This window comes from Klebsiella aerogenes, from assembly GCA_029027985.1.
GTDB classification, from domain to species: domain Bacteria; phylum Pseudomonadota; class Gammaproteobacteria; order Enterobacterales; family Enterobacteriaceae; genus Klebsiella; species Klebsiella aerogenes_A.
In genome coordinates this window covers 3,898,760-3,924,648 of sequence record CP119076.1, presented here as the reverse complement: position 1 = coordinate 3,924,648, position 25,889 = coordinate 3,898,760, and the positions used below count along the sequence as shown (strand labels likewise).

24 protein-coding genes are annotated in these 25,889 nt (G+C 56.6%); 14 read left to right on the top strand and 10 right to left on the bottom strand.

Annotated features, from left to right (window positions below; genetic code table 11):
- Positions 1 to 94: 94 nt before the first annotated feature.
- Both PYR66_18645 and fadE read right to left on the bottom strand, forming a co-directional pair.
- Positions 95 to 865 (bottom strand): amidohydrolase, encoded by a 771-nt coding sequence (locus PYR66_18645; GenBank protein WEF27290.1) that lies wholly within the window; start codon positions 863 to 865, stop codon positions 95 to 97.
- A gap of 179 nt (positions 866 to 1,044) precedes the next feature.
- The gene (fadE, locus tag PYR66_18640; GenBank protein WEF27289.1) at positions 1,045 to 3,489 is read right to left on the bottom strand and encodes an acyl-CoA dehydrogenase FadE; all 2,445 of its coding nucleotides are present in this window, start codon (positions 3,487 to 3,489) and stop codon (positions 1,045 to 1,047) included.
- Positions 3,490 to 3,729: 240 nt separating this feature from the next.
- Between fadE and lpcA the strand changes: the two genes are divergently transcribed.
- Positions 3,730 to 4,311, top strand: a complete 582-nt coding sequence (lpcA, locus tag PYR66_18635; protein ID WEF27288.1) for a D-sedoheptulose 7-phosphate isomerase — start codon at positions 3,730 to 3,732, stop codon at positions 4,309 to 4,311.
- A gap of 208 nt (positions 4,312 to 4,519) precedes the next feature.
- The gene (locus tag PYR66_18630) at positions 4,520 to 5,287 is read left to right on the top strand and encodes a class II glutamine amidotransferase (GenBank protein ID WEF27287.1); all 768 of its coding nucleotides are present in this window, start codon (positions 4,520 to 4,522) and stop codon (positions 5,285 to 5,287) included.
- On the opposite strand, the gene dpaA is transcribed toward PYR66_18630, so the two are convergent.
- On the bottom strand, positions 5,258 to 5,998 hold the full coding sequence (dpaA, locus tag PYR66_18625; GenBank protein ID WEF27286.1) for a peptidoglycan meso-diaminopimelic acid protein amidase: 741 nt from the start codon (positions 5,996 to 5,998) through the stop codon (positions 5,258 to 5,260). The two genes, PYR66_18630 and dpaA, sit on opposite strands and share 30 nt — an antisense overlap.
- 410 nt (positions 5,999 to 6,408) lie before the next feature.
- On the opposite strand from dpaA, the gene PYR66_18620 reads away from it, so the two are divergent.
- The 9 genes from PYR66_18620 (at position 6,409) to PYR66_18580 (ending at position 14,172) form a co-directional block, all read left to right on the top strand.
- Positions 6,409 to 7,755 carry a Na(+)-translocating NADH-quinone reductase subunit A gene (locus tag PYR66_18620; protein WEF27285.1) on the top strand — a complete coding sequence of 449 codons (1,347 nt, stop codon included), beginning with the start codon at positions 6,409 to 6,411 and terminating at the stop codon, positions 7,753 to 7,755.
- A 3-nt stretch (positions 7,756 to 7,758) separates the two neighbouring features.
- Entirely contained in the window at positions 7,759 to 8,997 is a 1,239-nt protein-coding gene (locus PYR66_18615) for an NADH:ubiquinone reductase (Na(+)-transporting) subunit B (protein ID WEF27284.1), read from the top strand.
- Positions 8,990 to 9,784, top strand: a complete 795-nt coding sequence (locus tag PYR66_18610; GenBank protein ID WEF27283.1) for a Na(+)-translocating NADH-quinone reductase subunit C — start codon at positions 8,990 to 8,992, stop codon at positions 9,782 to 9,784. Before PYR66_18615 ends, PYR66_18610 begins: the two co-directional genes overlap by 8 nt.
- Positions 9,777 to 10,415, top strand: coding sequence for an NADH:ubiquinone reductase (Na(+)-transporting) subunit D (locus tag PYR66_18605; GenBank protein WEF27282.1), 639 nt, complete (start codon positions 9,777 to 9,779; stop codon positions 10,413 to 10,415). The genes PYR66_18610 and PYR66_18605 overlap by 8 nt, the downstream gene beginning before the upstream one ends.
- Before the next feature lie 6 nt (positions 10,416 to 10,421).
- Positions 10,422 to 11,018, top strand: coding sequence for an NADH:ubiquinone reductase (Na(+)-transporting) subunit E (nqrE, locus tag PYR66_18600; GenBank protein WEF27281.1), 597 nt, complete (start codon positions 10,422 to 10,424; stop codon positions 11,016 to 11,018).
- A 12-nt stretch (positions 11,019 to 11,030) separates the two neighbouring features.
- Complete coding sequence (gene nqrF / locus PYR66_18595; protein WEF27280.1) at positions 11,031 to 12,254, top strand: NADH:ubiquinone reductase (Na(+)-transporting) subunit F; 1,224 nt, start codon at positions 11,031 to 11,033, stop codon at positions 12,252 to 12,254.
- 2 nt (positions 12,255 to 12,256) lie between these two features.
- The gene (nqrM, locus tag PYR66_18590) at positions 12,257 to 12,472 is read left to right on the top strand and encodes a (Na+)-NQR maturation NqrM (GenBank protein WEF30501.1); all 216 of its coding nucleotides are present in this window, start codon (positions 12,257 to 12,259) and stop codon (positions 12,470 to 12,472) included.
- A 180-nt stretch (positions 12,473 to 12,652) separates the two neighbouring features.
- Entirely contained in the window at positions 12,653 to 13,708 is a 1,056-nt protein-coding gene (gene dinB, locus PYR66_18585) for a DNA polymerase IV (protein ID WEF27279.1), read from the top strand.
- Positions 13,709 to 13,710: 2 nt separating this feature from the next.
- Positions 13,711 to 14,172 (top strand): GNAT family N-acetyltransferase, encoded by a 462-nt coding sequence (locus tag PYR66_18580; GenBank protein ID WEF27278.1) that lies wholly within the window; start codon positions 13,711 to 13,713, stop codon positions 14,170 to 14,172.
- A gap of 195 nt (positions 14,173 to 14,367) precedes the next feature.
- Here PYR66_18580 and pepD read toward each other — a convergent pair whose 3' ends face one another.
- Positions 14,368 to 15,825, bottom strand: a complete 1,458-nt coding sequence (gene pepD / locus PYR66_18575) for a cytosol nonspecific dipeptidase (GenBank protein ID WEF27277.1) — start codon at positions 15,823 to 15,825, stop codon at positions 14,368 to 14,370.
- 257 nt (positions 15,826 to 16,082) lie between these two features.
- Between pepD and gpt the strand changes: the two genes are divergently transcribed.
- The 3 genes from gpt to crl all read left to right on the top strand — a co-directional run bounded on the left by gpt (position 16,083) and on the right by crl (position 18,349).
- On the top strand, positions 16,083 to 16,541 hold the full coding sequence (gene gpt, locus PYR66_18570) for a xanthine phosphoribosyltransferase (protein ID WEF27276.1): 459 nt from the start codon (positions 16,083 to 16,085) through the stop codon (positions 16,539 to 16,541).
- A 107-nt stretch (positions 16,542 to 16,648) separates the two neighbouring features.
- Positions 16,649 to 17,893, top strand: coding sequence for an esterase FrsA (frsA, locus tag PYR66_18565; GenBank protein WEF27275.1), 1,245 nt, complete (start codon positions 16,649 to 16,651; stop codon positions 17,891 to 17,893).
- A 57-nt stretch (positions 17,894 to 17,950) separates the two neighbouring features.
- The gene (gene crl / locus PYR66_18560; protein WEF27274.1) at positions 17,951 to 18,349 is read left to right on the top strand and encodes a sigma factor-binding protein Crl; all 399 of its coding nucleotides are present in this window, start codon (positions 17,951 to 17,953) and stop codon (positions 18,347 to 18,349) included.
- Between the two features lie 140 nt (positions 18,350 to 18,489).
- Here crl and csiR read toward each other — a convergent pair whose 3' ends face one another.
- The 6 genes from csiR to glaH form a co-directional block, all read right to left on the bottom strand.
- Positions 18,490 to 19,200, bottom strand: a complete 711-nt coding sequence (gene csiR, locus PYR66_18555) for a DNA-binding transcriptional regulator CsiR (protein WEF27273.1) — start codon at positions 19,198 to 19,200, stop codon at positions 18,490 to 18,492.
- 45 nt (positions 19,201 to 19,245) lie between these two features.
- Complete coding sequence (gabP, locus tag PYR66_18550) at positions 19,246 to 20,646, bottom strand: GABA permease (GenBank protein ID WEF30500.1); 1,401 nt, start codon at positions 20,644 to 20,646, stop codon at positions 19,246 to 19,248.
- 113 nt (positions 20,647 to 20,759) lie between these two features.
- Complete coding sequence (gabT, locus tag PYR66_18545; GenBank protein WEF27272.1) at positions 20,760 to 22,043, bottom strand: 4-aminobutyrate--2-oxoglutarate transaminase; 1,284 nt, start codon at positions 22,041 to 22,043, stop codon at positions 20,760 to 20,762.
- Between the two features lie 14 nt (positions 22,044 to 22,057).
- Positions 22,058 to 23,506 carry an NADP-dependent succinate-semialdehyde dehydrogenase gene (gene gabD / locus PYR66_18540; GenBank protein ID WEF27271.1) on the bottom strand — a complete coding sequence of 483 codons (1,449 nt, stop codon included), beginning with the start codon at positions 23,504 to 23,506 and terminating at the stop codon, positions 22,058 to 22,060.
- Between the two features lie 23 nt (positions 23,507 to 23,529).
- A complete protein-coding gene (gene lhgO / locus PYR66_18535) occupies positions 23,530 to 24,798 on the bottom strand; it encodes an L-2-hydroxyglutarate oxidase (protein ID WEF27270.1) in 1,269 nt (422 codons plus the stop codon).
- Positions 24,799 to 24,825: 27 nt separating this feature from the next.
- Positions 24,826 to 25,803 carry a glutarate dioxygenase GlaH gene (glaH, locus tag PYR66_18530; GenBank protein ID WEF27269.1) on the bottom strand — a complete coding sequence of 326 codons (978 nt, stop codon included), beginning with the start codon at positions 25,801 to 25,803 and terminating at the stop codon, positions 24,826 to 24,828.
- Positions 25,804 to 25,889 lie beyond the last annotated feature (86 nt).

Below are 25,889 nucleotides of genomic sequence, written 5' to 3'. Positions count from 1 at the left end.
GAATCAGCAATGATTCAGGCCTTCGTCGTTTTTGCTATTTTTCACGGCACGATCGTGAAATAAACCGGGAGCGCAGCGGCTCCCGAAAAAGTGATTAGCCGACCGTGAAGGGATCGGCGTCCTGCCAGGCGGGGAATTTCTCGCGGTACTCTCGCAACGCAGCCAGTGAGAGCTCGGCGTCGAGTCGCGTCGCCTGGTGCGGCTCAGCGGTGGCGATAATCTCCCCCTGTGGGTTGATGATACGGCTATCGCCGCGGTAGTGGTGGCCGTTGCCATCGGTACCAACGCGGTTGCAGCCAGCGACATAGGCCTGGTTTTCAATCGCCCGGGCGACCAGCAGTGATTGCCAGTGTAGCGAGCGTGGCGCAGGCCAGTTGGCAACATACAGCGCTAAATCGTAATCATTATGGTTACGCGACCATACCGGGAAACGCAGGTCATAACAGACCAGCGGCAGAATCCGCCAGCCGCGCCATTCAAAGACCACTCTCTGCGTGCCTGCTTCATAATGGTGGTGTTCATCCGCCATGCGGAACAGGTGACGTTTATCATAGAAGTGGATTTTACCGCCAGGCTCGACCAGCAAAAAGCGGTTCACCGGCCCGCGTTCGGTTTGCAGCGCCGCGCTACCGGCGATGAGCGCATTGGTCTGCACCGCTTTCGCCAGCATCCAGCCAACGACCTCTTCCTGCGGCATCGACTGCTTCGCTGCTTCCATCGCAAATCCGGTTGTGAACATTTCAGGCAGCACAATAATATCGCGGCCGCTAACGTCTTCCAGTTGGCGGTCGAAATGGCGCAGGTTGGCGGGACCATCCATCCACACTAGCGGTTGCTGCAACAGCGTAATTTTCAAGCCAGGCACAGTGGTGAGCTCCATTATGATGAGGGCGTTAAGATAACTTTAACACCATATCAGCAGCGGGCGGTGGCGTGGAATATTTTGTTAAAAAAATGCTAACTATCACCTTGCTGAGAAAGGTGAGGGTAAAAAGAAAGGCGGGGAGAGCCCCGCCTTAGTCGTGATGTGCAAGATTTCTTTTATTATGCTGCTTCAACTTTGCGAGTTTTCTCCGGCAACTTTACCGGCTTGGTCGCCAGTTCGTCCGCCGCGAAATCGTCAACGTTGATACTGCGCAGACGGCTGGTTTCCGCGCGGGTCAGGATATCGGCCTCATCCTGGTTGATTAACCCTTTCGCCAGCGCATTGGTCGCTAACTCATCCAGGCGAGTGAACGGCAGGTTTTTACCCAGCTCTTTGCAGATGCGCTGGTGGATTGGGTCCGCTGCCATCACATCCAGCAGCGCCGCTTCCAGCAAGCCTACCGGGTTGTGTTCGCTTGGCGTCAAGTACTGACCACGGCCGATACGAGAACGGGTCGCGCCTGGAATCTGCAGAATCTTCGCTACTTTATGATCCAGTTTATCGGACGGCGCATTGTAGTGGCGACCGGTCGGGAAGATGACGATACGCATCGCACCGGCGATGAAGCGGTTCGGGAAGTTTTTCAGCAAGTCGTCGATAGCCTGCTCCGCCTGATACAGCGCATCCTGCACGCCCCAATGCACTAGCGGCAGATCGGCTTCATTGCGGCCTTCATCGTCATAGCGTTTCAGCACTGCCGAAGCCAGGTACAGCTGGCTCAGGACATCGCCGAGGCGTGCGGAGATACGTTCGCGACGTTTCAGGCTGCCGCCCAGGACCGCCATGGAAACGTCCGACAACAGGGCCAGGTTGGCGCTCAGACGGTTCATATGTTGATAGTAACGGCGAGTCGTATCGCGGGTCGGCGCGCTGCTGGTCAGACCGCGAGTCAGACCGAGCCAGAAGCTGCGCACTTTGTTGCTGCCGACATGGCCGATATGCTTAAACAGCAGTTTATCAAAGGCGTTTACGTCGTTGTTTTGCGCTGCGGCCATTTCATCGAGTACGTACGGATGGCAACGAATCGCCCCTTGACCAAAGATCATCATACTGCGGGTCAGGATGTTCGCCCCTTCAACGGTGATCGCGATAGGTGCCCCCTGATAAGCGCGGGCGAGGAAGTTGCCTTCGCCCAGCATGATGCCTTTACCACCAGTAATATCCATGGCATCAATAATTGAGCGCTGGCCGCGGTGGGTACAGTGGTATTTAACTATCGCCGACAGTACTGCTGGTTTTTCGCCAAGCATAATGCCGTAGGTAATCAGCGAGGCGGCGGCATCCATGACGTAGGCGTTGCCTGCGATACGCGCCAGCGGCTCTTCGATCCCCTCCATTTTACCGATTGAGATTTTGAACTGACGGCGAATATGGGCGTAAGCGCCAGTCGCCATCGCCACGGATTTCAGGCCGCCAGTGGCGTTGGACGGCAGGGTAATGCCACGGCCGACGGACAGGCATTCAACCAGCATGCGCCAGCCCTGGCCGGCCATGCCGGGGCCGCCAATGATGTAATCGATCGGCACGAAAATATCTTTACCGCGAGTGGGGCCATTCTGGAACGGTACGTTTAGCGGGAAGTGACGGCGACCGATTTCTACGCCCGGCGTAGAGGTTGGGATCAGCGCACAGGTGATCCCCAGTTCTTCCTCGCCGCCCAGCAGACGATCCGGATCAGAGAGTTTGAACGCCAGTCCCAGTACGGTAGCGATGGGTGCGAGGGTGATATAGCGTTTGTTCCAGGTCAGGCGCATACCCAGTACCTGCTGACCTTGCCAGTCGCCCATACAGACCACCCCGGTATCGGGGATCGCACCGGCATCGGAACCGGCTTCCGGGCTGGTTAGCGCGAAGCACGGGATCTCCTGGCCACGTGCCAGGCGTGGCAGATAGTGATTTTTCTGCTCGTCAGTACCGTAATGCTGCAGTAGCTCGCCCGGGCCTAAGGAGTTAGGCACGCCAACGGTGATCGCCAGGATCCCGGATACGCCGGACAGTTTTTGCAGCACGCGAGACTGGGCATAGGCTGAGAATTCCAGGCCGCCGTACTCTTTCTTGATGATCATCGCGAAGAAACGATGCTCTTTCAGGTACGCCCACAGCTCCGGCGGCAGATCCGCCATTTCGTGGGTAATTTCGAAGTCGTTAGCCATACGGCAGGCCTCTTCTACCGGCCCGTCAATGAACGCTTGCTCTTCGGCGGTGAGGCGCGGCTGCGGATAGTTATGCAGCTTGTGCCAATCCGGGTTGCCGCGGAACAGATCGCCTTCCCACCAGGTGGTGCCGGCATCGATAGCTTCTTTTTCTGTGCGCGACATTGGCGGCATCACTTTACGGAAGGCGCGGAAGGCCGGAGCGGAGAAAAGTGATTTACGCATCGGCGCGAAGTTGAACGGCAGCAGAATAATTGCCAGCGGCAGCAGCAGCCAGACATTCCACAACCCCGCCACGCTAAGCGCCGCAGTCCAGGCGAGCAAAATCACGCTGCTGAGAAGCAGGCTGACTCGGTGATAGAAGAGCACGCCGAGTAACACCACGGTTGCAACAATACTCAAAATCATCATAGAGAAATGCTCCCTTATCTTGTAGGAGGTCTGACCACTTGTGATGTATTGGTTGTAGTGGATGTAATTTGTTTTAGCAATGTGTTTACAAAATAATTACAACCTTGCTCACATTGTTGTACGGAAAAGCGGCACGTAAAATCAAAAGGGCGGGGGATAACCTTTCCTGCTGCTTCTCGCTTCGGCGGCTATCCGGTACACTGCCAGAGTTATTCCAACCAATACTGAAGGATTATCCTCATGTACCAGGATCTTATTCGTAACGAACTGAACGAAGCCGCGGAAACGCTGGCCAACTTTCTGCAGGACGAAGCCAACATTCACGCTATTCAACGCGCGGCGGTGCTGCTGGCGGATAGCTTCAAAGCTGGCGGTAAAGTCCTCTCCTGCGGCAACGGCGGTTCCCACTGCGATGCGATGCACTTTGCGGAAGAACTGACCGGGCGCTATCGTGAAAACCGCCCTGGTTATCCGGCGATCGCCATTTCTGACGTCAGCCATCTGTCCTGCGTGAGTAACGATTTTGGCTATGAATATGTCTTCTCCCGCTATGTCGAATCTGTCGGCCGCGCAGGCGATGTTCTGTTGGGGATCTCTACCTCCGGCAACTCCGGCAACGTGATTAAAGCCATTGAAGCGGCTCGCGCGCAGGGGATGAAAGTCATCACCCTGACCGGTAAAGACGGCGGCAAAATGGCGGGTTCCGCCGATGTAGAAATTCGCGTACCGCATTTCGGTTACGCCGATCGCATTCAGGAAATTCACATTAAGGTGATTCATATCCTGATTATGCTGATCGAAAAAGAGATGGTTAAAGCTTAACAGGCTATTTTGTTTGCCATTTTGAACCCGGGCAGTGCTCAGACAAAACTCACCGAGTTTTGAACGCCCTTCAGGGCGGCCCGAAGGGGGAGCGTAGCGAATCATCCTCACGTACATGAAGTACGTTCCGGTTTTTGTGCGCTGGCCGTGTCCAAACTGACTGCACCAATAACGCCTTTATGTTTCAGTAAGTTGTATGAGGTGACGTATGTGCGAATTGCTCGGGATGAGCGCCAATGTGCCGACCGATATCTGTTTTAGCTTCACCGGGCTGGTTCAGCGCGGGGGCGGAACCGGGCCGCATAAAGACGGTTGGGGCATTACCTTCTATGAAGGGAAAGGGTGTCGCACATTCAAAGATCCGCAGCCGAGCTTTCAGTCGCCAATCGCGAAATTAGTGCAGGATTATCCGATCAAATCCTGCTCAGTCATTGCCCATATCCGCCAGGCTAACCGCGGCATGGTGGCGCTGGAGAACACCCACCCGTTCACTCGCGAGCTGTGGGGGCGCAACTGGACTTATGCGCACAACGGCCAACTTAAAGGCTATAAATCGCTGAAAACGGGTAACTTTCATCCGGTAGGCGAGACCGACAGCGAAAAAGCCTTTTGCTGGCTGCTGCATCGTTTAACCGAGCGTTATCCGCGTACGCCGGGCAATATGACAGGCGTATTTAAGTATATCGCGACGCTGGCGGGCGAAATGCGCGAGAAGGGCGTGTTTAATATGCTGCTATCGGATGGGCGCTACGTGATGGCGTACTGTTCAACCAACCTGTACTGGATCACGCGTCGGGCGCCGTTTGGCGTGGCGAAACTGCTGGATCAGGACGTGGAAATTGATTTTCAACGTGAGACCACACCGAACGATGTGGTCTCCGTTATCGCTACTCAGCCGCTGACTGGCAATGAGGCCTGGAATAAAATCATGCCAGGCGAGTGGGCGTTATTTTGCCTCGGGGAGCGTGTAGTTTGAGGCCAGCTGCGGCTGGATAACCTCGTGGCTGAGCGGTTTGCTGACGATATAGCGCCCATCCATTACCGAGACCACCGGCGGTTTGTGGGTTTGCTGGAAGTAATCGTAGCCTGGCTTCAGCTGCTTCCAGAAATCCGAGTAGTAAGAGAACTTATGTCGCGCCATATTGGCGTCGGTCATGCGGAACGGATAGATGCTGACCTGCACACTTGGCTGGCCAAACACCAGCGCGCCGGTGACAAACTGGAAGATCTCGTCAATGCTGGTATCGGTCATCGCATAGCAGCCGACGGAAACGCAGGCGCCGTGGATCATCAGGTATTTACCTTCATAGCCGTGCGCGCGATCGTAGGCATTCGGGAAGCCGATATTGATCGCTTTGTAAAAGCGGCTGTCCGGTTTTAGCTGGTTGCGCGAGACGTTATAAAATCCTTCCGGACTTTTAAAGTCGCCCTGACGCTGCTTCGGCCCGAGGCCGCCGGAGTAATTACAGATCCGGTAGCTGTCGAGCAGCTGGTAGTTTTCACCCATTTTGACGTAGAGATCGAGCATCCGCTCTTCTTTAAAGATCTCGATATAAACGGGGGAACCCATTAATTGTTGCTTATATTCTTTGCTAACCGGCGTTGTCGGACTGTTACTGCTGAGTAACCCAGCAAATGACACGCACGGCAACAGAAGCATCGCAATAAAGAATGCGATTTTGCGCATACTGCTTGTTCCTTGATAAAACAAAAAACCACATGCCAGGACGGCAATAGAGACCCGAAATCAGAGTTTTCTGGATTTAGAGCGCTCACATTAGCATCACGGCAGTTTTTCGCAAGCACGGTGTGGCTGCGTTTACAATTTAATGTTCCTTTATAGCGAATATTCCCGCAAAACGCAGTGAGAACTTTGCGCAATAGCTCGCATTTTAGAAGCACTTATTGGCGCTTTTCCTACTGCTGGTACTCACAAAATGTTACACTCTTGCCGCTTATGAACAGGGTAAGAAAGGATGCTTCTCTCCCGTCTCGTGTCTCTGTGACACCGCTATTCCTTTCTTGTTCTGAATTTTCATCAATGATGCTGGCCTCGGTTTGATGCCGGGGTTTAGGTTACGGATACCTGCTAACGATATGATTAAAATCACGAAAGGGCTAGATTTGCCCATAGCTGGCATGCCATTACAACAGATCTCTTCCCGGCCTGCGGTGAAGCGGGTCGCTCTGTTAGGCGAGGAATACGTCGGAATGCGTCCCTCGATGGCGGTTAACGAAGGCGACCAGGTACAAAAAGGCCAGGTGCTGTTCGAAGATAAAAAGAACCCAGGGGTGCGTTTTACCGCGCCTGCCAGCGGGACGATTAGCGCTATTCATCGCGGCGAGCGCCGGGTGCTGCAATCGGTGGTGATTGACGTTGACGGCCGCAATGATGCCGTACCGTTTACCCGTTTTGAATTAGACGAACTGAATGATTTGCCGCGGGAAACCGTGCAGCAACAGCTGCTGGCTTCCGGGCAGTGGACGGCATTTCGCACCCGTCCTTTCAGCAAAACGCCCGTGCCGGGCAGCGTGCCGGCGGCCATCTTCGTTACCGCTATTGATACTAACCCGCTGGCAGCAGAACCGCAGCCGATCATCCTTGCCCAGCGCGAAGCGTTTGACGCCGGTCTGACGCTGCTGACGCGCCTGACGGACGGTAAGGTTCATGTCTGCCAGGCTAGCGGCGGCAAGCTGGGTGGTCATCCGGCAGGGCAGGTCTCTTTCAACCAGTTTAGCGGCCCGCATCCGGCGGGGCTCGCTGGCACGCACATCCATTTCCTTGAGCCCGTCAGTCTGACGAAACAGGTCTGGCATCTCAACTATCAGGACGTTATCGCCATCGGCAAGCTGTTCCTTGACGGCGAGCTGTACAGCGAGCGCGTGATTGCCCTTGGCGGCCCGCAGGTTAAAGAGCCGCGGCTGCTGCAAACCTGCCTCGGCGCCAGCCTTGATGAGCTGCTGGCCGGCGAGCTGGTGGATGATGAAAACCGGGTGATTTCCGGTTCGGTGCTCGGCGGCGCCCACGCCCACGGTCCTCACGCGTTCCTTGGCCGCTTCCATTTGCAGGTGAGCGTCGTCAGGGAAGGGCGTGAAAAAGAACTGTTTGGTTGGGTGATGCCGGGCAAAGAGAAATTCTCGATTACCCGCACCACCCTTGGCCATTTCTTCAAGCGCAAGCGGTTTAATTTCTCCACCGATGCCAACGGCGGCGAGCGAGCAATGGTGCCTATCGGCAACTATGAGCGGGTGATGCCGTTGGATATTCTGCCGACGATATTGCTGCGCGATCTACTCGCCGGCGATAGCGATAGCGCCCAGGCGCTGGGCTGTCTGGAGTTGGATGAAGAAGATCTGGCGCTCTGCACCTACGTTTGTCCGGGCAAATATGAATACGGCCCGGCGTTGCGCAGCGTGTTAACCCAGATTGAGCAGGAAGGATAAGAGATGGGCTTAAAGCAACTGATTGAGAAAATTGAGCCGCATTTCACGCACGGCGGCAAGTTGGCAAAATATTACCCGCTGTATGAAGCGGCGGCGACGATTTTCTACACCCCGGGCCTGGTGACGCGCGGCGCGGCGCATGTTCGCGACGCCATTGACCTCAAACGAATGATGATCCTCGTCTGGTTCGCCGTGTTCCCGGCGATGTTCTGGGGTATGTACAACGTCGGCCTGCAGACCATTCCGGCGCTGCATAAGCTGTATGGCGCAGAGCAGTTGCAGCAGGTGATCGCCAACAACTGGCACTACAGCATCGCCCGGTGGTTAGGGGTGAGCTTCAGCGCCGATGCCGGCTGGCTCAGCATGATGATGTTGGGGGCGGTCTTTTTCCTGCCTATCTACATCACCGTGTTTATCGTCGGCGGTTTCTGGGAAGTGCTGTTCGCGATTGTGCGCAAGCATGAAATCAACGAAGGTTTCTTCGTCACCTCGATTCTCTTTGCGTTGATCGTGCCGCCAACGATGCCGTTATGGCAGGCGGCGCTGGGGATCTCCTTCGGTGTGGTGATCGCGAAGGAGATTTTCGGCGGCACCGGGCGCAACTTCCTCAACCCGGCGCTGGCGGGGCGCGCGTTCCTGTTCTTCGCTTACCCGGCGCAGATCTCCGGCGACCTGGTGTGGACGGCGGCAGATGGTTTCTCCGGCGCGACGCCGCTCTCGCAGTGGGCCAGCGGCGGCGGTGAAGCGCTGGTGAACATTGCGACCGGCATGCCGGTGAGCTGGATGGATGCCTTCCTCGGCAACATTCCGGGTTCGATTGGCGAAGTGTCGACGCTGATGATCCTGATTGGCGGCGCCTTCATTATCTTTGCCCGCATCGCCTCCTGGCGTATCGTCGCCGGGGTCATGGTGGGCATGATCGCCACCGCCACGTTGTTCAACTTCATTGGTTCCGATACCAACCCGATGTTTGCGATGCCGTGGTACTGGCATCTGGTGCTCGGCGGCTTCGCCTTCGGCATGATGTTCATGGCGACCGACCCGGTCTCGGCCTCCTTTACCGATAAAGGTAAATGGAGCTACGGCCTGCTGATTGGCGTGATGTGTGTGCTCATTCGGGTCGTAAACCCGGCCTACCCGGAAGGGATGATGCTGGCGATTCTGTTCGCCAACCTCTTTGCGCCGCTGTTCGATTACCTGGTGGTGCAGGCCAATATTAAGCGGAGGAAGTCGCGTGGCTGAGAAGAAAAGTAACGATAGCATCGGCAAAACGCTGCTGGTGGTGCTGGTGCTTTGTCTGGTGTGCTCCATTGTTGTCGCCGGCTCCGCCGTGGGTCTCAAGTCGCGCCAGCAGGAGCAGCGCGCGCTGGATAAACAGCGCAACATCCTGGCCGTCGCTGGTCTGATGCAGCAGGGGATGGACGCCGATGCGGTAGCGGAAACCTTTGTCGCACGCATCACGCCGCGGTTGGTCAATCTGGCGACCGGCGAGCTGCTGGATAAGGATCCGAGCAAATTTAATCAGGCCCAGGCGCTGAAAGATCCGCAGCAGAGCATTGCGCTCGACGCCAGCCAGGATCCGGCAGGGATTAAACGCCGCAGCAACCTGGCGGAAATCTATCTGGTGCGCGATACGCAGCAGCAGATCCAGAAAATCGTTCTGCCAATCTACGGCAATGGCTTGTGGTCGATGATGTACGCTTTTGTGGCGCTGGACGTCGATGGCCGTACGGTGAAAGGCATTACTTATTACGATCAGGGGGAAACCCCGGGTCTGGGCGGCGAGGTCGAAAACCCGAACTGGCGTCAGCAGTTCGTTGGCAAGCAGGTGCTGGATGAGAACGGCATGCCGTCGCTGAAGGTGGTGAAAGGCGGCGCCCGTGCAGGCGACATTCATGCTGTCGACGGATTATCCGGCGCCACGCTGACTTCCAACGGCGTACAGCATAGCTTCGATTTCTGGATGGGCGAACTGGGCTTTGGTCCGTTCCTGAAAAAGGTTCGTGAGGGAGAGCTGAATAATGGCTGAACAGAGCGATATGAAAGAGGTGAGGCGCGTGCTGGTGGGGCCGCTCATTGCGAACAACCCCATCGCCCTACAGGTGCTCGGCGTCTGCTCCGCGCTGGCGGTGACCACCAAACTGGAAACCGCCTTCGTGATGACCATTGCGGTCACGTTGGTGACGGCGTTCTCCAGCATGTTTATCTCGATGATTCGCCACCATATCCCCAACAGCGTGCGCATCATTGTGCAGATGGCGATTATTGCCTCGCTGGTTATCGTGGTGGATCAACTGCTGCGGGCTTTCGCCTATGAAACCTCGAAACAGCTGTCGGTGTTTGTTGGCTTGATTATCACCAACTGTATTGTGATGGGCCGCGCCGAAGCTTACGCCATGAAGTCGCCACCGCTGGCAAGTTTTATGGATGGTATCGGCAACGGTCTGGGCTACGGCGCAATCCTGATTGTCGTCGGCTTCCTGCGCGAGCTTATCGGCAGTGGCAAGTTGTTCGGTATTACCGTGCTGGAAACGGTGCAGAACGGCGGCTGGTATCAGCCGAACGGCCTGTTCCTGCTGGCGCCGAGCGCGTTCTTCATTATCGGTTTGCTGATTTGGGCCCTGCGTTGCTGGAAGCCTGAACAGCAGGAAAAGGAGTAACCGATTATGGCTCATTACATTAGCCTGTTTGTCCGCGCGGTGTTCGTTGAGAACATGGCGCTAGCCTTCTTCCTCGGGATGTGTACCTTCCTTGCCGTGTCGAAGAAGGTCTCCACTGCTTTTGGTCTTGGCGTGGCGGTGACGGTGGTGCTCGGCCTGGCTGTGCCGATCAACAACTTGGTCTATAACCTGGTGCTGCGCGACGGCGCATTGATGGAGGGCGTTGACCTCAGCTTCCTCAACTTCATCACTTTTATCGGCGTCATTGCGGCGTTGGTGCAAATTCTCGAGATGATCCTCGATAAGTACTTCCCGGCGCTGTACAACGCGTTGGGGATCTTCCTGCCGCTTATTGCCGTGAACTGCGCCATTTTTGGCGGCGTGTCGTTCATGGTACAACGCGATTACAACTTCCCGGAGTCTATCGTCTATGGCTTCGGCTCCGGTATTGGCTGGATGTTGGCTATCGTGGCGATGGCGGGGATCCGTGAAAAAATGAAATATGCCAACGTGCCTGCCGGTCTACGCGGGTTAGGGATCACCTTTATTACCACGGGTCTGATGGCGCTGGGCTTTATGTCATTCTCCGGTGTGCAGCTATAAGGGCGGAAAAGTATGGAAATTATTCTTGGCGTCGTGATGTTCACGCTGATCGTGCTGGTGCTATCCGGGCTTATCCTGGTGGCGCGCTCGAAGCTGGTGAACGCGGGCGACGTGGTTATTGAGATCAATAACGAAGCGGATAAACAGATCCGTACGCCGGCGGGCGATAAGCTGCTCAATACACTCTCCAGTAACGGTATCTTCGTCTCCTCCGCCTGCGGCGGCGGCGGTTCCTGCGGCCAGTGCCGGGTGACGATCAAAGAAGGCGGCGGCGATATCCTGCCGACCGAGCTTTCTCATATCACCAAGCGTGAAGCCAAAGAGGGCTGTCGTTTGGCCTGCCAGGTGGCGGTGAAGCAGAATATGAAAATTGAGCTGCCGGAGGAAATTTTCGGCGTTAAAAAATGGGAGTGTGAAGTTATCTCCAACGATAACAAAGCCACCTTCATTAAAGAGCTCAAGCTGCGGGTACCGGACGGCGAAGCGGTGCCGTTCCGTGCTGGTGGTTATATTCAGATCGAGTGCCCGTCGCATAAAGTGGCCTATGCCGACTACGATATTCCGGATGAATACCGTGCCGACTGGGACAAGTTCAACCTGTTCCGCTACGTATCCGACGTGAAGGAACCGGCCCTGCGTGCCTACTCGATGGCTAACTACCCGGAAGAGAAGGGCATTATTATGCTCAACGTACGTATCGCCACGCCGCCGCCGAAGGTGCCGGATGCACCGCCGGGGATCATGTCATCCTATATCTGGTCGCTGAAGGCGGGCGATAAGGTGACGATTTCCGGGCCGTTCGGTGAGTTCTTCGCCAAAGAGACTCAGGCCGAAATGGTGTTTATCGGCGGCGGCGCCGGTATGGCGCCGATGCGCTCGCATATCTTCGACCAGCTCAAGCGCTTGCACAGCACGCGTAAGATTAGCTTCTGGTATGGCGCTCGTTCGTTGCGCGAAATGTTCTACGATGATGAGTTTGAACAACTGGCGCGCGAGAACCCAAACTTCACTTTCCACGTTGCGCTGTCCGATCCGTTAGCGGAAGATAACTGGACGGGTCATACTGGCTTCATTCATAACGTTCTGTATGAAAACTATCTGCGTGACCATCCGGCGCCGGAAGACTGCGAGTTTTATATGTGCGGGCCGCCGGTAATGAATGCCGCAGTGATTAAAATGCTCAAAGATCTGGGCGTCGAAGATGAGAACATCATGCTCGACGACTTTGGAGGCTGATGATGCTGACGGTATTTGTCGCGACCTTTGTGATATTTGCGCTGGTGATCCTGGGGATGTCTTTGGGCTACCTGGTGAAGCGTAAAAGCATTCAGGGCAGCTGTGGCGGGATCGCGTCACTGGGGCTGGAGAAAGTTTGTGACTGCCCCGAGCCCTGCGATGCGCGCAAAAAACGTCTCGCCCGCGAGGCGCAGCGCCAACGGCAACGCATCTTGTGATCTTTAGCCCTCAATACCCGGTGGCGCTACGCTTGCGTGTTTTGTAGGCCGCCATCCGGCAACCATATACCATCACCTGCAGGCCGCATTCGCGGCCTTTGTTATTATTCACGTTAAAAAAGCATAAAATTTGCGCGCAGTTTTGCTATGCTGTATGGGTATACAGTATTGGGTCAGGCGATGCGTAAAATTATCCATGTCGATATGGACTGCTTCTTCGCCGCGGTGGAAATGCGTGACAACCCGGCGTTGCGCGATATCCCCATTGCGATTGGCGGCAGTCGGGTGCAGCGTGGTGTGATTAGTACCGCGAACTATCCTGCGCGTAAATTCGGCGTGCGCAGCGCGATGCCGACGGCGACGGCGTTGAAACTGTGTCCTCATCTTACGTTGCTTCCCGGGCGTTTCGATGCCTACAAAGAGGCCTCTAACCATATTCGCGAAATCTTTTCCCGCTATACCTCGTTAATTGAGCCGCTGTCGCTGGATGAAGCCTACCTCGACGTGAGCGACAGCGTACATTGTCACGGATCGGCCACACTGATGGCGCAGGAGATCCGCCAGACCATCGAGCGCGAGCTAAACCTGACCGCTTCAGCGGGCATCGCGCCGGTCAAATTCCTCGCCAAAATCGCCTCTGATATGAACAAACCTAATGGCCAGTTCGTCATTGCCCCGCACCAGGTGGCGGAGTTCGTGCAGGCGCTGCCGTTGGCGAAAATCCCCGGTGTCGGTAAAGTGTCGGCGGCGAAGCTGGAAAATATGGGGCTACGTACCTGTGGCGACGTGCAGAACAGCGACCTTGCGATGTTGCTTAAACGCTTTGGCAAATTTGGCCGTATCCTGTGGGAGCGCAGTCACGGTATTGACGAACGTGAAATCCATAACGATCGCCAACGCAAATCGGTCGGCGTGGAGCGCACTCTGGCGGAAGATATCCACGAGTGGCCAGAGTGTGAAGCGATCATCGAAAATCTCTATCCCGAGCTGGAACGTCGGCTGGCGAAGGTGAAACCGGATCTACTTATCGCTCGTCAGGGCATTAAGCTGAAGTTTAACGATTTCCAGCTCACCACTCAGGAGCATGTCTGGCCGCGGTTGAATAAAGATGATCTGATCGCAACCGCCCGCAATGCCTGGTTTGAGCGGCGCGGTAGCCGTGGTGTGCGATTGGTGGGGCTGCACGTGACGCTGCTCGATCCGCAGCTCGAAAGACAACTGGTTCTTGGACTATAGCAATGCTAACCATCAGGGCTTATGTAGAAGAGGATTTCCCGGCGCTATGCACGATATTTTTGCGAGCCGTCAGGGAGACGGCCAGTCAGGATTATTTGCCCGCGCAAATCGCCGCCTGGGCGCAAGTTGATGAATCACGCTGGCGGTGGAAAATAGCGGATTCGCAGGTGCTGGTGGCGGTGGTTGATAACCAACCGGTTGGATTTATCACCGCCATTAATGATTATATCGACCTCTTTTTCGTCTCGCCGGATTATGCCCGTCGTGGAATAGGTCGGGCGCTTCTTGAGGCGTTATGCGCTTCACATCCAGGGAAGGTGCTGACGGTCGATGCCAGCATCACGGCAAAACCCAGCTTCATTCGCCAGGGATTTCGTGTCGTATCTGAGCAACGCGTAGAAGTTCGCGGGGAGTGGTTCACCAACTATCGGATGGAAAAACGCGGTTCGGGGAAGGTTGAATAGGTCGGGTAAGGCGTTAGCCGTCACCCGACAAAATAACGACATTAGCGGGATTTTCCCTGCTTAGCAGGGCTACGGTACCGGGGCGACAAACGGCACGAAACGTAGGTCAGGTAAGCGAAGCGCCACCTGACAAAAAACGGTAAAGGTAGAGTAGCCCGATAGAAAACCGGCGGCCTGGCGCCGCCGGTTTATCGCTTACTTAGTCGGAATGGCTTTCAGCAGTTCGGTCAGCAGCGTCCAGTACTGGCCGACGCTCTCGATATGAACCTGCTCATCCGGGGAGTGCGGGCCGGTAATGGTTGGGCCGATGGACACCATATCCATCTCCGGATACGGTTTTTTGAACAGACCGCATTCCAGGCCAGCGTGGATGATCTGGATGTTCGGCGTCTTGTTGAACAGACGTTGATAGGTCTCACGCACCAGGTGCATCACCGGAGAGTTCGCATCTGGCTGCCAGCCAGGGTAAGCCCCTTTCGCTTCGGTTTTCGCGCCCGCCAGTTTGCCCAGTGAATCCAGCATGCTGACGACATAGTCTTTACCGCTGTCGATCAGGGAGCGAATCAGACAGTGGATCTGTACGTTGTCATCGGTCATGGTGACGACGCCGACGTTCAGTGAGGTTTCCACCACGCCTTTCGCCACGTCGGAGTTGCGGATAACGCCGTTCGGCGTGGCATTCAGCAGACGAACAAAACCGTCGCGGGAAGCCGGGGTCAGCGCCGCTTTGTCGTTATCCACCGCTTCCAGCAGCACGACCAGATTCTTCTCTTTCGCCGCCAGTTCGTTTTTCAGGATATCCTGGTAGGTCTTCACCAGCGCCCTCAGCGCATCCGCTTTGTCTGCGGCGACGGCGACGGTCGCGAACGCTTCACGCGGAATCGCGTTGCGCAGCGTACCGCCGTTGAAATCAACCAGACGCAGATCCAGTTCATCCGCGTGGCCTGCCAGGAAGCGTGCCAGCAGCTTGTTGGCGTTGCCCAGGCCGACGTGGATTTCGCCGCCGGAATGGCCGCCTTTCAGCCCTTTTAAGGTCAGCTTAAAGCTCTGGAACCCAGCCGGAACCGCTTCGCGGGTCAGCGCCAGGTTAGAGGTGAAATCGATACCGCCAGCGCAACCCATATAGATTTCGCCTTCTTCTTCTGAGTCGGTATTGATCAGGATATCCGCCTGCAGCCAGTTGGCCTGCAGGCCGAAAGCGCCGTCCATGCCCGCTTCTTCGGTCATGGTCAGCAGTACTTCCAGCGGGCCGTGAGCGACGCTGTCGTCGGCCAGCACCGCCAGTGCGGAAGCCATACCGATGCCGTTATCCGCACCCAGGGTGGTGCCGCGCGCTTTCACCCACTCGCCGTCGATGTATGGCTGGATCGGGTCTTTCGCAAAGTCGTGGACGGTGTCGTTGTTTTTCTGCGGCACCATATCGAGGTGCGCCTGCAGAACCACCGGTTTGCGGTTTTCCATACCGGCGGTCGCGCCTTTACGAATCAGAATGTTGCCAACCTGGTCGCGTTCCGCGTGTAAGCCTTTTTCTTTTGCCCAACCCATGATGTGCTCGGCGAGCTGTTCTTCGTGATAGGACGGGTGCGGGATGGAGCAAATTTTGGCAAAAATATCCCAAAGCGGTTGCGGGGATAATTGAGACAATTCAGACACGATGAGTCTCCTTACAGTCACCTGCAAAAGTCGTTTACAGGTCGAGGGTTAGCAATAAGATTCGCTACAAGCGTGGGCTTGCGCGATGTGGTTGAGAATACCACTTTCCGTGTACTCCGCTAGTGTAAAGCACGCAAAAAGCGTTGCCGAAGGCGCTTAATACTGGTTTTTAGCGCGTCAGGTCTCTATAATCTCGCGCAACCATTTTCCCCCTCGAACAATATTTAAGCCGTTAAATACAGGCTGGGACAATTCACATGAGCGAAAAATACGTCGTCACCTGGGACATGTTGCAGATTCACGCCCGCAAACTGGCAAGCCGTCTGCTGCCGGTTGAACAATGGAAAGGCATTATTGCCGTTAGTCGTGGCGGTCTGGTACCGGGAGCTTTACTGGCGCGTGAACTGGGTATTCGTCATGTTGATACCGTATGTATCTCTAGCTACGACCACGACAACCAGCGCGAGCTGACCGTTCTGAAACGCGCTGAAGGCGATGGCGAAGGTTTTATCGTTATCGATGATCTGGTCGACACTGGCGGCACCGCGGTCGCCATCCGCGAAATGTATCCTAAAGCGCACTTTGTGACTATTTTCGCTAAGCCGGCGGGGCGTCCGCTGGTTGACGATTATGTTGTTGATATCCCGCAGGATACCTGGATTGAGCAGCCGTGGGATATGGGCGTCGTCTTCGTCCCGCCAATCGCTGGCCGTTAATTCCAGCCAACAGTGAATAATGACCACGCCCGGTTATGCCGGGCGTGGTTTTTTTTGCCCTCACGCAGGTTACAATAGCTATAGCGGCAACATGATGGAGGCGGCACATGTCACAAGCTAACCTTAGCGAAACGTTGTTTAAACCCCGATTCAAATATCCGGAAACCTCAACGCTGGTCCGTCGATTTTCCTCCGGCCAACATCAGGGGATGCAGACCGCACTGAGCGGTAATCATGTCGATCACTGGTATCGTCTGATCAATCGTCTGATGTGGATCTGGCGCGGCGTGTCGCCGCAGGAGATTTGGGATGTCCAGGCGCGGATCGTGATGAGCGATGCCGAGCGATCCGACCCGGAGTTGTACGATACGGTGATCGGCTATCGCGGCGGCAACTGGGTGTTTGAGTGGACTAAGCAGGCGATGATGTGGCAGCAAAAAGCGACTCAAGAAGCCGATCCGCTGCTGAGCGGCCGCCACTGGCTGCACGCCTCCAACCTGTATAGCATTGCCGCTTATCCGCATATTAAAGGCGATGGGCTGGCCGATCAGGCGCAAACCCTGGCCAATCGGGCCTATGAAGAGGCGGCGCAGCGGCTGCCGGGCGAACTTCGCGAGCTGGAGTTTGCTATTCCCGGCGGTTCGCCGGTCACTGGTTTCCTGCATATGCCGAAAGGCGAAGGCCCGTTCCCGACGGTGTTGATGTGCGGCGGCCTGGATTCGCTGCAAACCGATTACTACACCCTGTATGAGAAATATTTCGCGCCGTTGGGTATCGCCATGCTGACCCTGGACATGCCGTCCATTGGTTTCTCAAGTAAGTGGACGCTGGCTCAGGACACCAGCATGCTGCACCAGTACGTGCTGCAACATCTGCAGAACGTGCCGTGGGTCGATCATACCCGGGTGGCGGCGTTTGGTTTCCGCTTCGGCGCCAATATCGCCGTTCGTCTGGGGTATCTGGAATCGCAACGGCTGAAGGCGGTGGCCTGTCTGGGGCCGGTGGTGCATAACCTGCTGGTTGACTCGCAATTGATGGGACGGGTGCCGGAGATGTTCCTCGATGTGCTGGCATCCCGCCTCGGCATGCACGATGCGTCTGACGAAGCGCTGCGCGTCGAACTGAATCGCTATTCATTAAAAACACAGGGGTTGTTAGGTCGCCGCTGCCCAACGCCGATGCTATCCGGTTACTGGAAAGACGATCCGTTTAGCCCGGAAGAGGAATCGCGGTTAATCACCTCATCTTCTTCGGACGGCAAGCTGATTGAGGTGCCGTTTAAACCGGTATACCGTAATTTCGATCACGCATTGCGTCAGATTGCCCGCTGGATCAATCATAGATTTAGTTAATATATTGCTAAATTTTATTGGTTTGGTAAAACAGGTGCATCACTAAAGGAGATCGCAATGACGTTACCGAGTGGACACCTGAAGAGTAAGCTGATTAAAAAATTCACGGCGCTGGGCCCCTATATCCGTGAAGGGCAGTGTGAAGAGAACCGCTTCTTTTTCGATTGCCTGGCAGTTTGCGTCAACGTTAAACCAGCCCCGGAGAAACGAGAGTTCTGGGGATGGTGGATGGAAATGGAAGCGCAGGAATCACGCTTCACCTATAGCTACCACTTCGGTCTGTTTGATCAAGAGGGGATCTGGCAGGCTGTCGCCATCGACGATCCTGAAGTCCGCGAAAGGCTCGAAAAAACGCTGCGTGAATTCCACGAGCGCGCGGCGGCGTTACTGACCACCTTCAATCTGAAGCTTGAACCGGCTGACGATTTCAGCGAGCCGGTTCGCCTGCGCGCGTAAACCATTTCCTAAGATCCGCTTTCTTTTTCGGGAAGCGGATAGTCGTCAAATTCAGACTCAGGGATCATATTCCTACGAATCCCAGGCGGCTGTGCGCTTCGAACGCCCCCGAGGGCGTTGCGCGGCGATAAAAATGAGAATTATTCCTGAGAAGTGACGCCGGATTGCTGCGACAGCAGTTTACCGGCCATCGCCTGTTGGATAATCGGGATGGGGGTTAATAAGTGCTCGCGCATCAGCGCGCTGGCCCGCGCGGCGTCGCGCGCCAGAATCGCCTCCAGCAGCGTTTGGTGCTGGACATGTTTATCTTCCAGCATTTCCACCGACAACACGGTGGTGCGTAGCCAGATGAAACGGTAACGCGCCGCCAAATCGAATAGCCGTTCGCGCATCTGCAGCAGATACTGCGAGCCGCAGCCCGCGACGATGGCGGTGTGAAACGCCTGGTGGCGCTGATCCCATTCATCGAGCAGATGTTCGCTGGCCTCGCAGGACTCCAGCTTATTGAGCAGATGCGCGCGGGCCAACAGCTCGGCTTCCCATTCATCGCCGCCGCGCTCAATGGCGAGGCGCACCAGCATGGCTTCCATATTGGCGCGGGCATCAAAGATATCGAGGAGTTCCGCCTCGGACATCGAGGCGACGCGGTAGCCTTTTTGATTGACCACCGTGACCAGCCGCTCGGCCACCAGCTGTGAGAGCGCTTCTCGCAGCGGCCCGACGCCAAGCTCATAGCGTGACGTCAGCAGGCTCATACGCAATTTTTCATCAGGCTGATAAACGCCGCGAATGATGTCGTTCTTTAGCCAGCGGTATCCATCAATGGCCGTCGCTTGCGGAATGGCGGTCATGGTCTTACTCCTGAACAAACTTCCCGGCTTGCGCCGGGAACAGGGTTAACGCGTATTTTGCAGCGGTAGTTTTTGCCACAATAGCAGCTTTTTCCAGCGCGACATAATCGGCACGGTGCAGATGATGGCGATCGCCAGCACACCGGTGGAAATCACTTCCAGCTGCTGCGCCGGACGGAACAGCATCACCACCAGAACGAAGGTGATAAAGGCGATAACCAGCCAGGTGAGCCACGGGTACAGCCACATTTTGAGGCGAATCTCGCCGCCTTTCGCCAGCAGGATTTTACGCATCCGTAGCTGCGAAATCGCGATAACCAGATAGACCAGCAGGGCGATAGCGCCGGAGCTGTCGATCAGGAACTTAAACACTTTGGCTGGCGCATAGTAGTTCACCACGACGGTAAGGAAGGCCGCGCCGGTAGAGAGCAGCACCGCCACGTACGGCGTTTTGCTGCGATTGGTTTTGCCCATCATTGCTGGCGCATCGCCGCGACGGCTCAGGGAATAGAGCATCCGCGAAGCGGTATACAGTGCCGAGTTCAGGCAACTGGTTACCGATAACAGGATCACGCCGTCCATAATCAGTTTGGCGTACGGGATATGCAGTAACTCCAGCACTGAACGGTATGAACCCACGCTTTTCAGTCCCGGCATGTTCCACGGGATCAGCGCGACCACCACGAAAATCGAGCACAGATAGAAAATTGAGATACGCCAGATGACCGAATTGGTCGCGCGGACGATGTGTTTGTCCGGCGTATCCGATTCGGCGGCGGCGATGGTGACGATTTCCGCGCCCATAAACGAGAACATGGTGATAAGCATCGCACTGAGTACCGCGCCGAAACCGTTAGGCATAAAGCCGCCGTGGTCCCACAGGCGGGAAATTCCGCTCACTTCGGCGTAAGGGTAGAAGCCGGTGATGGCGATCGCACCCAGCACGATAAACGCCAAAATGGCGATCACTTTGCAAATAGCCAACCAGAACTCGAATTCGCCGTAGTTCTTGACGCTCAGCAGGTTGCTGCCGGTAAGGGCGAGGGTGATGACCAGCGAGAACAGCCACACCGGTACGCCGGGGATCCATGAGTTGAGAATAATGGCGGCAATATTGGCTTCCAGCGGGATCACCAGTACCCAGAACCACCAGTATAGCCAGCCGATGGTATAGCCAGCCCAGCGCCCGATCGCTTTATCGGCGTAGGTCGAAAAGGAGCCGGTATCCGGGGTGGCGACGGCCATTTCGGCCAGCATCCGCATAATCATCACCACCAATAACCCGGCAAACAGGTAGGAGAGCAGCACCGCCGGGCCTGCTTCGGCAATGGCGACGCTGGAACCGACAAACAAACTTGCGCCGATAACACCGGCAATAGATAACATGGTGACGTGCCGTGATTTCAGCCCGCCCCCTAACTCATGTGATTGCGACAGTTGCCCCATCATTAACCCCTTTTCTTGTTTTTTGGCACCGTTTGCCGGATGGCGGTTGCGCCTTATCCGGCCGACAGGCGACCGGATGGGACGTCTTCGCGTCGCCACCCGGTGGAGGAGTGTTAGCGTTGTTTAGCTTCGTTGAAGCAGTCGGCGATAATCTTCAGCCCCTGCTCGATCTGCGCATCTTCAATAGTCAGCGGCACCAGAATACGCAGGACGTTGTAGTACGGCCCGCAGGAGAGCAGGATCAGGCCTTTGTCGCGCGCGCGGGCGACGATATCCGCGGTGAGTTTGGCGTTTGGTTTGCTGTGGTCGCCTGCTTCAAAGAGCTCGATGGCAATCATCGCCCCCAGTCCGCGAACGTCGCCGATCTCGCAGTGCGCTTCAGCGATATTCAGCAAACCTTTACGCAACTTGTCGCCAAGCTGATTGGCTTTTTCCAGCAGATTCTCCTGCTCGAAGATTTTCAGTACCGCCAGCGCGGCGGCGCAGGCGACAGGGTTACCGGCATAGGTGCCGCCCAGCCCGCCAGGGGCGATGGCGTCCATCACTTCCGCGCGCCCGGTGACGCCCGCCAGCGGGAAGCCGCCGGCGATCGATTTCGCGAAGGTGGTGATATCCGGCGCGACGCCCATTTGTTCCATGGCGAACAGCGTACCGGTACGGCCCGCGCCGCTCTGCACCTCATCAGCGATCAGCATAATGCCGTGTTCGTCGCACAGCGCGCGCAGGCGCTGCATAAAAGCCGGGGAGGCGGCGTAGAAACCGCCTTCGCCCTGTACGGGTTCAATGACGATGGCGGCGATATCTTCCGGCGCGGCATCGTTTTTGAAGATCCGCTGAATGCTGGCGATAGCGTCGTCATCGCTGACGCCGTGCAGCGCACACGGGTAGAGAGCGCGATATACGTGGCCCGGCATCAACCCCATGCCTGCGGAATACGGGTTGACCTTACCGGTCAGCGACAGGGTGTAGTGGGTACGGCCATGATAGGCGCCGGTAAAGGCGATGGTGCCGCTGCGCCCGGTCGCCGCGCGGGCGATTTTGACCGCGTTTTCCACGGCTTCCGAGCCGGTGGTCACCAGCAGTGTTTTCTTCGCGAAATCGCCGGGCACTTTCTGGTTCATGATTTCGCAGAGTTGCAGATAGGGTTCATAGGCCAGGACCTGGAAGCAGGTGTGGGTGAGTTTCTTCAGTTGGCTTTCTACCGCGGCGATCACCTCCGGGTGCAGGTGGCCGGTGTTCAGTACTGCAATGCCGCCGGCGAAATCGAGATATTCACGGCCTTCAACGTCCCATACCCGGCAGTTCTCTGCACGTTCGGCGAAGATGGGGTGGATTTGCCCGACGCCGCGCGGCACCGCGTCGCTGCGACGCTGCATTAACTCTTTATTGCTGGTCATGTCCTGTTCTCCTGTTAAAGGCCGATACACATGTATTTGATTTCTAAATAATCTTCGATGCCGTACTTCGAGCCTTCGCGGCCTAGCCCCGAGGCTTTAATACCGCCGAACGGCGCGACTTCGTTGGAGATAATGCCGGTATTGATGCCGACGATGCCGTACTCCAGCGCTTCGCCGACGCGGAAGACGCGGCTCAGATCGCGGGCGTAGAAATAGGCGGCGAGGCCGAATTCGGTATCGTTGGCCTGCGCGATCACATCGGCTTCATCTTTAAAGCGGAACAGCGGCGCCAGCGGGCCGAAGGTCTCTTCTTTCGCCACTTTGGCGCTACTCGGGACGTCGACCAGAATCGTCGGCTGGAAGAAGTTGCCGCCGAGCGCATGGGGTTTGCCGCCGGTGACGATGCGCGCGCCTTTGGCAAGGGCGTCGGCAATATGTTCTTCGACTTTGGCCACCGCTTTATCGTCGATCAGCGGGCCGGTGGTGATACCGTCCTGCAGGCCGTCGCCGATTTGTAATTTTTCCACCGCCTGCTGCAGTTTTTCGGCGAAGCGGTCATACACGCCGTCCTGTACGTACAGGCGGTTGGCGCAGACACAGGTCTGCCCGGCATTGCGGAATTTTGACGCCAGCGCCCCTTCGACGGCCTTATCAAGGTCGGCGTCGTCAAAGACGATGAACGGCGCGTTGCCGCCGAGCTCCAGCGACACTTTCTTGATGTCTTTGGCGCACTGTTCCATCAGCAGACGGCCGATTTCCGTTGAGCCGGTGAAGGAGAGCTTGCGTACCAGCGGGTTGCTGGTCAATTCGTTGCCGACGGCCCCGGCGGAGCCGGTAACCACGTTGAAGACCCCGGCCGGGATGCCGGCGCGATTAGCCAGTTCGGCGAGCGCCAGGGCGGAAAACGGCGTCTGGCTGGCGGGTTTCAGCACCATCGTGCAGCCAGCGGCCAGCGCCGGGCCTGCTTTACGGGTGATCATCGCCGCCGGGAAGTTCCACGGCGTGATAGCGGCGGTGACGCCGATTGGCTGCTTAATAACGATCAGGCGTTTGTCGGCCTGATGGCCCGGAATGGTGTCTCCATAAATGCGTTTGCCTTCTTCGGCGAACCATTCAATAAAGGAGGCGGCGTAGCTGATTTCGCCTTTGGCTTCCGCTAGTGGTTTACCTTGTTCGAGCGTCATCAGGCGCGCGAGGTCGTCCTGGTGCTCCATCATCAAATCAAACCAGCGGCGCAGAATCGTGGCGCGTTCTTTGGCGGTCAGGGCGCGCCAGGCGGGCAGGGCGCGGTTGGCGGCGTCGATGGCGTCGCGGGTTTCGTCGGCGCCCATTTTCGGTACGCTGCCCAGCTGCTGGCCGTTGGCGGGGTTGGTCACCGCAATCACGTCGCTATTTCGCGCATCGCGCCACTGGCCGTCAATCAGCGCCTGCTGGCGAAATAGAGTTGCATCTTTGAGTTGCATAATCGCTTCCTGTCTTAAGGGGGTTAACGAGTAAAAGCGGCGTGTAGTGTCTCCACGCTACGTGCCGCACGCAGCGTGCGTCCGGGATTGCTCTGGCTTTCCAGCAAGGTTTGTACCTTGCTGACGATATGCGCGCCGATCGGGATAGCCGAAGTGGCTGCTGGCGACGGTGCGTTGCAGGTATGAATCGATCGTGCGGTGGTCACGAAAAGGAAATCGTCGATCAGCTTGCCCTGCGGCGACACCGCCTGCGCGCGCACGCCAGCAGGCCACGGACGCAGATCGTTCAGCGTCAGGCTCGGGCAGTATTTCTGCACCAGCCGCAGATAGCCGCTTCGACATAGCGAATTTTTCATTTCGCCAAGCCCGGAGCGCAGGTTGTTTTGCAGTACCCGGCGGATGCCGGGCGAAGTCAGAATTTCCAGGGTGTCGCTCAGCGAAATGTCACGCTTGCGATAGCCTTCGCGTTTCAACGCCAGCACCGCATTGGGGCCCACGGTGACGCTGCCGTCGATCATGCGGGTCAGATGGACGCCGAGGAACGGCATCGCCGGATCGGGGATCGGATAGATCAGATGGTTGACTATCTGATTATGCTGCGGCGCGAGCTGGAAATATTCGCCGCGGAACGGGCAGATGATAAAGCCGGGATCGACACCGAGCATTTTCACCAGCCGGTCTGCCATCAGACCAGAGCAGGTTATTAATGTTGACGCTTCATATTCCTCGCCCTGACGAGTGTGGATCGCCACGCCGTCGGCGTGTTCTTTCAGGGCGCTGACTTCAGCGCCGTAGACGATCGTGCCGCCTTTGGATTCGAAGATCTTCGCCATCGCTGCGGTCACTTCGCGGTAGCTGACAATGCCGCTGGATGGGACGAAGATCCCGCCAAGTCCGCTGATGTTCGGCTCACGTTCGTGTAACTCACCGGCGCTTAGCCATTCCCGCTGCAGGCCATTGGCGGCGGTGCGGTCCCACAGCGCGCGCATCCGCTCCATTTCCAGCGGCGAGGTGGCGACCAGCATCTTGCCGCAAACGTCATAGCGGATGCCGTTCTGCTCGCAAAAGGCTTTGGTGGCGCGGTTGCCGGCGAGGCAGAATTGCGCTTTTAGGCTGCCGGGGGTGTAATAAACCCCGGCATGAATCACGCCGCTGTTATGCCCGGTCTGATGACAGGCCGGGGCGGACTCTTTTTCCAGCAGCGCAATGCGGGCGTCCGGGTAAATCTCAATTAACTGCATGGCGGTCGACATGCCGATAATGCCGCCGCCGATAATCACGAAATCATACATCCGCTCAATTCCTTCGCCTGAAAAACCTTATTGATGAGTCTGGTAATGATTCGTGGAATACGCAAAGTAGCCGCGCTGGCGCATCAATTCACGACGCAGGTCCGGATGCGGGGTAAAGCGGTCGCGGCCGTGCAGCCAGAACAGGTTGTTAATCAACAGGAATTTCCCCACCGGCACCGGTACGGAAAGAATGTTTTTGCTGGTTTCCAGCGCGTCGGACAGGCGGCTCAGCCAGGTGCCTTCTTCGAAATCTTTCGGCTGTACGAATTGGTCGATATAGCGCATCACCGGGCGACCCTGCTGGTCGGCGTCGAAAACCGGATGGAAGACATCTTTGCTGACATTTTTGCTCGGCGGCGCGGCCCAGCGCATCGGGCGACGCGCCAGCGGATCGCGGAAGAATTCGTCGATATGCTCCCAGTCATCAAGGTGCAGCAGCAGCGAGTTGCCGCCCTGCATGTTCTGCTCGTCGATTTTCATCATCAGTACGTAATCGGTTTGTTCTTCGACGTAGGTACCGTCGTTGTGCAGTTCCATGACGCGATGCGGCTGGCGTAAGTAGCTATCTGAGTTATCGACGTTTTTAACAACAAAACGGGCATAGTACTGGCTGCTCATGGCGTCGAAATTGGAGCGGCCGATTAAATGTGCGACGGCGGTGGCCAGCTTGACCATCTCATCGGCCTGGGCAACGTTATCGATCCCTTCACCGTTGATCAGCAGCGCGCCTTCCGCACGATCGAGCAGGGTTTTGAGCAACAAAGGCTGTAGTTGGTTGCCGCACAGATCGTCGAGGATCTTGCCGACCTGGAAGCGTAAGAAAGATTTATATTCCAGCGCCTGCACCGGCCACTGCGCGACCTGTTTGATGAATTGCGCAGTTGTGGCGGCGGTGAACGTCAGTTCCAGCAGACGCGGCGATTGCGCCGAGGGGGCGAAAGAAAAACCGGTGTCGCTGCGGGCCAAATCATCAGCATGAGATTTTACGGCGGTCAGTGCATTCATCAGAATCATTCCTCAGGTAGCGTCAGAGAGTCGGGGTGATGCTCATTTCGTAGCCATAAATTAAAAATATCTACATTTTTGAAAAA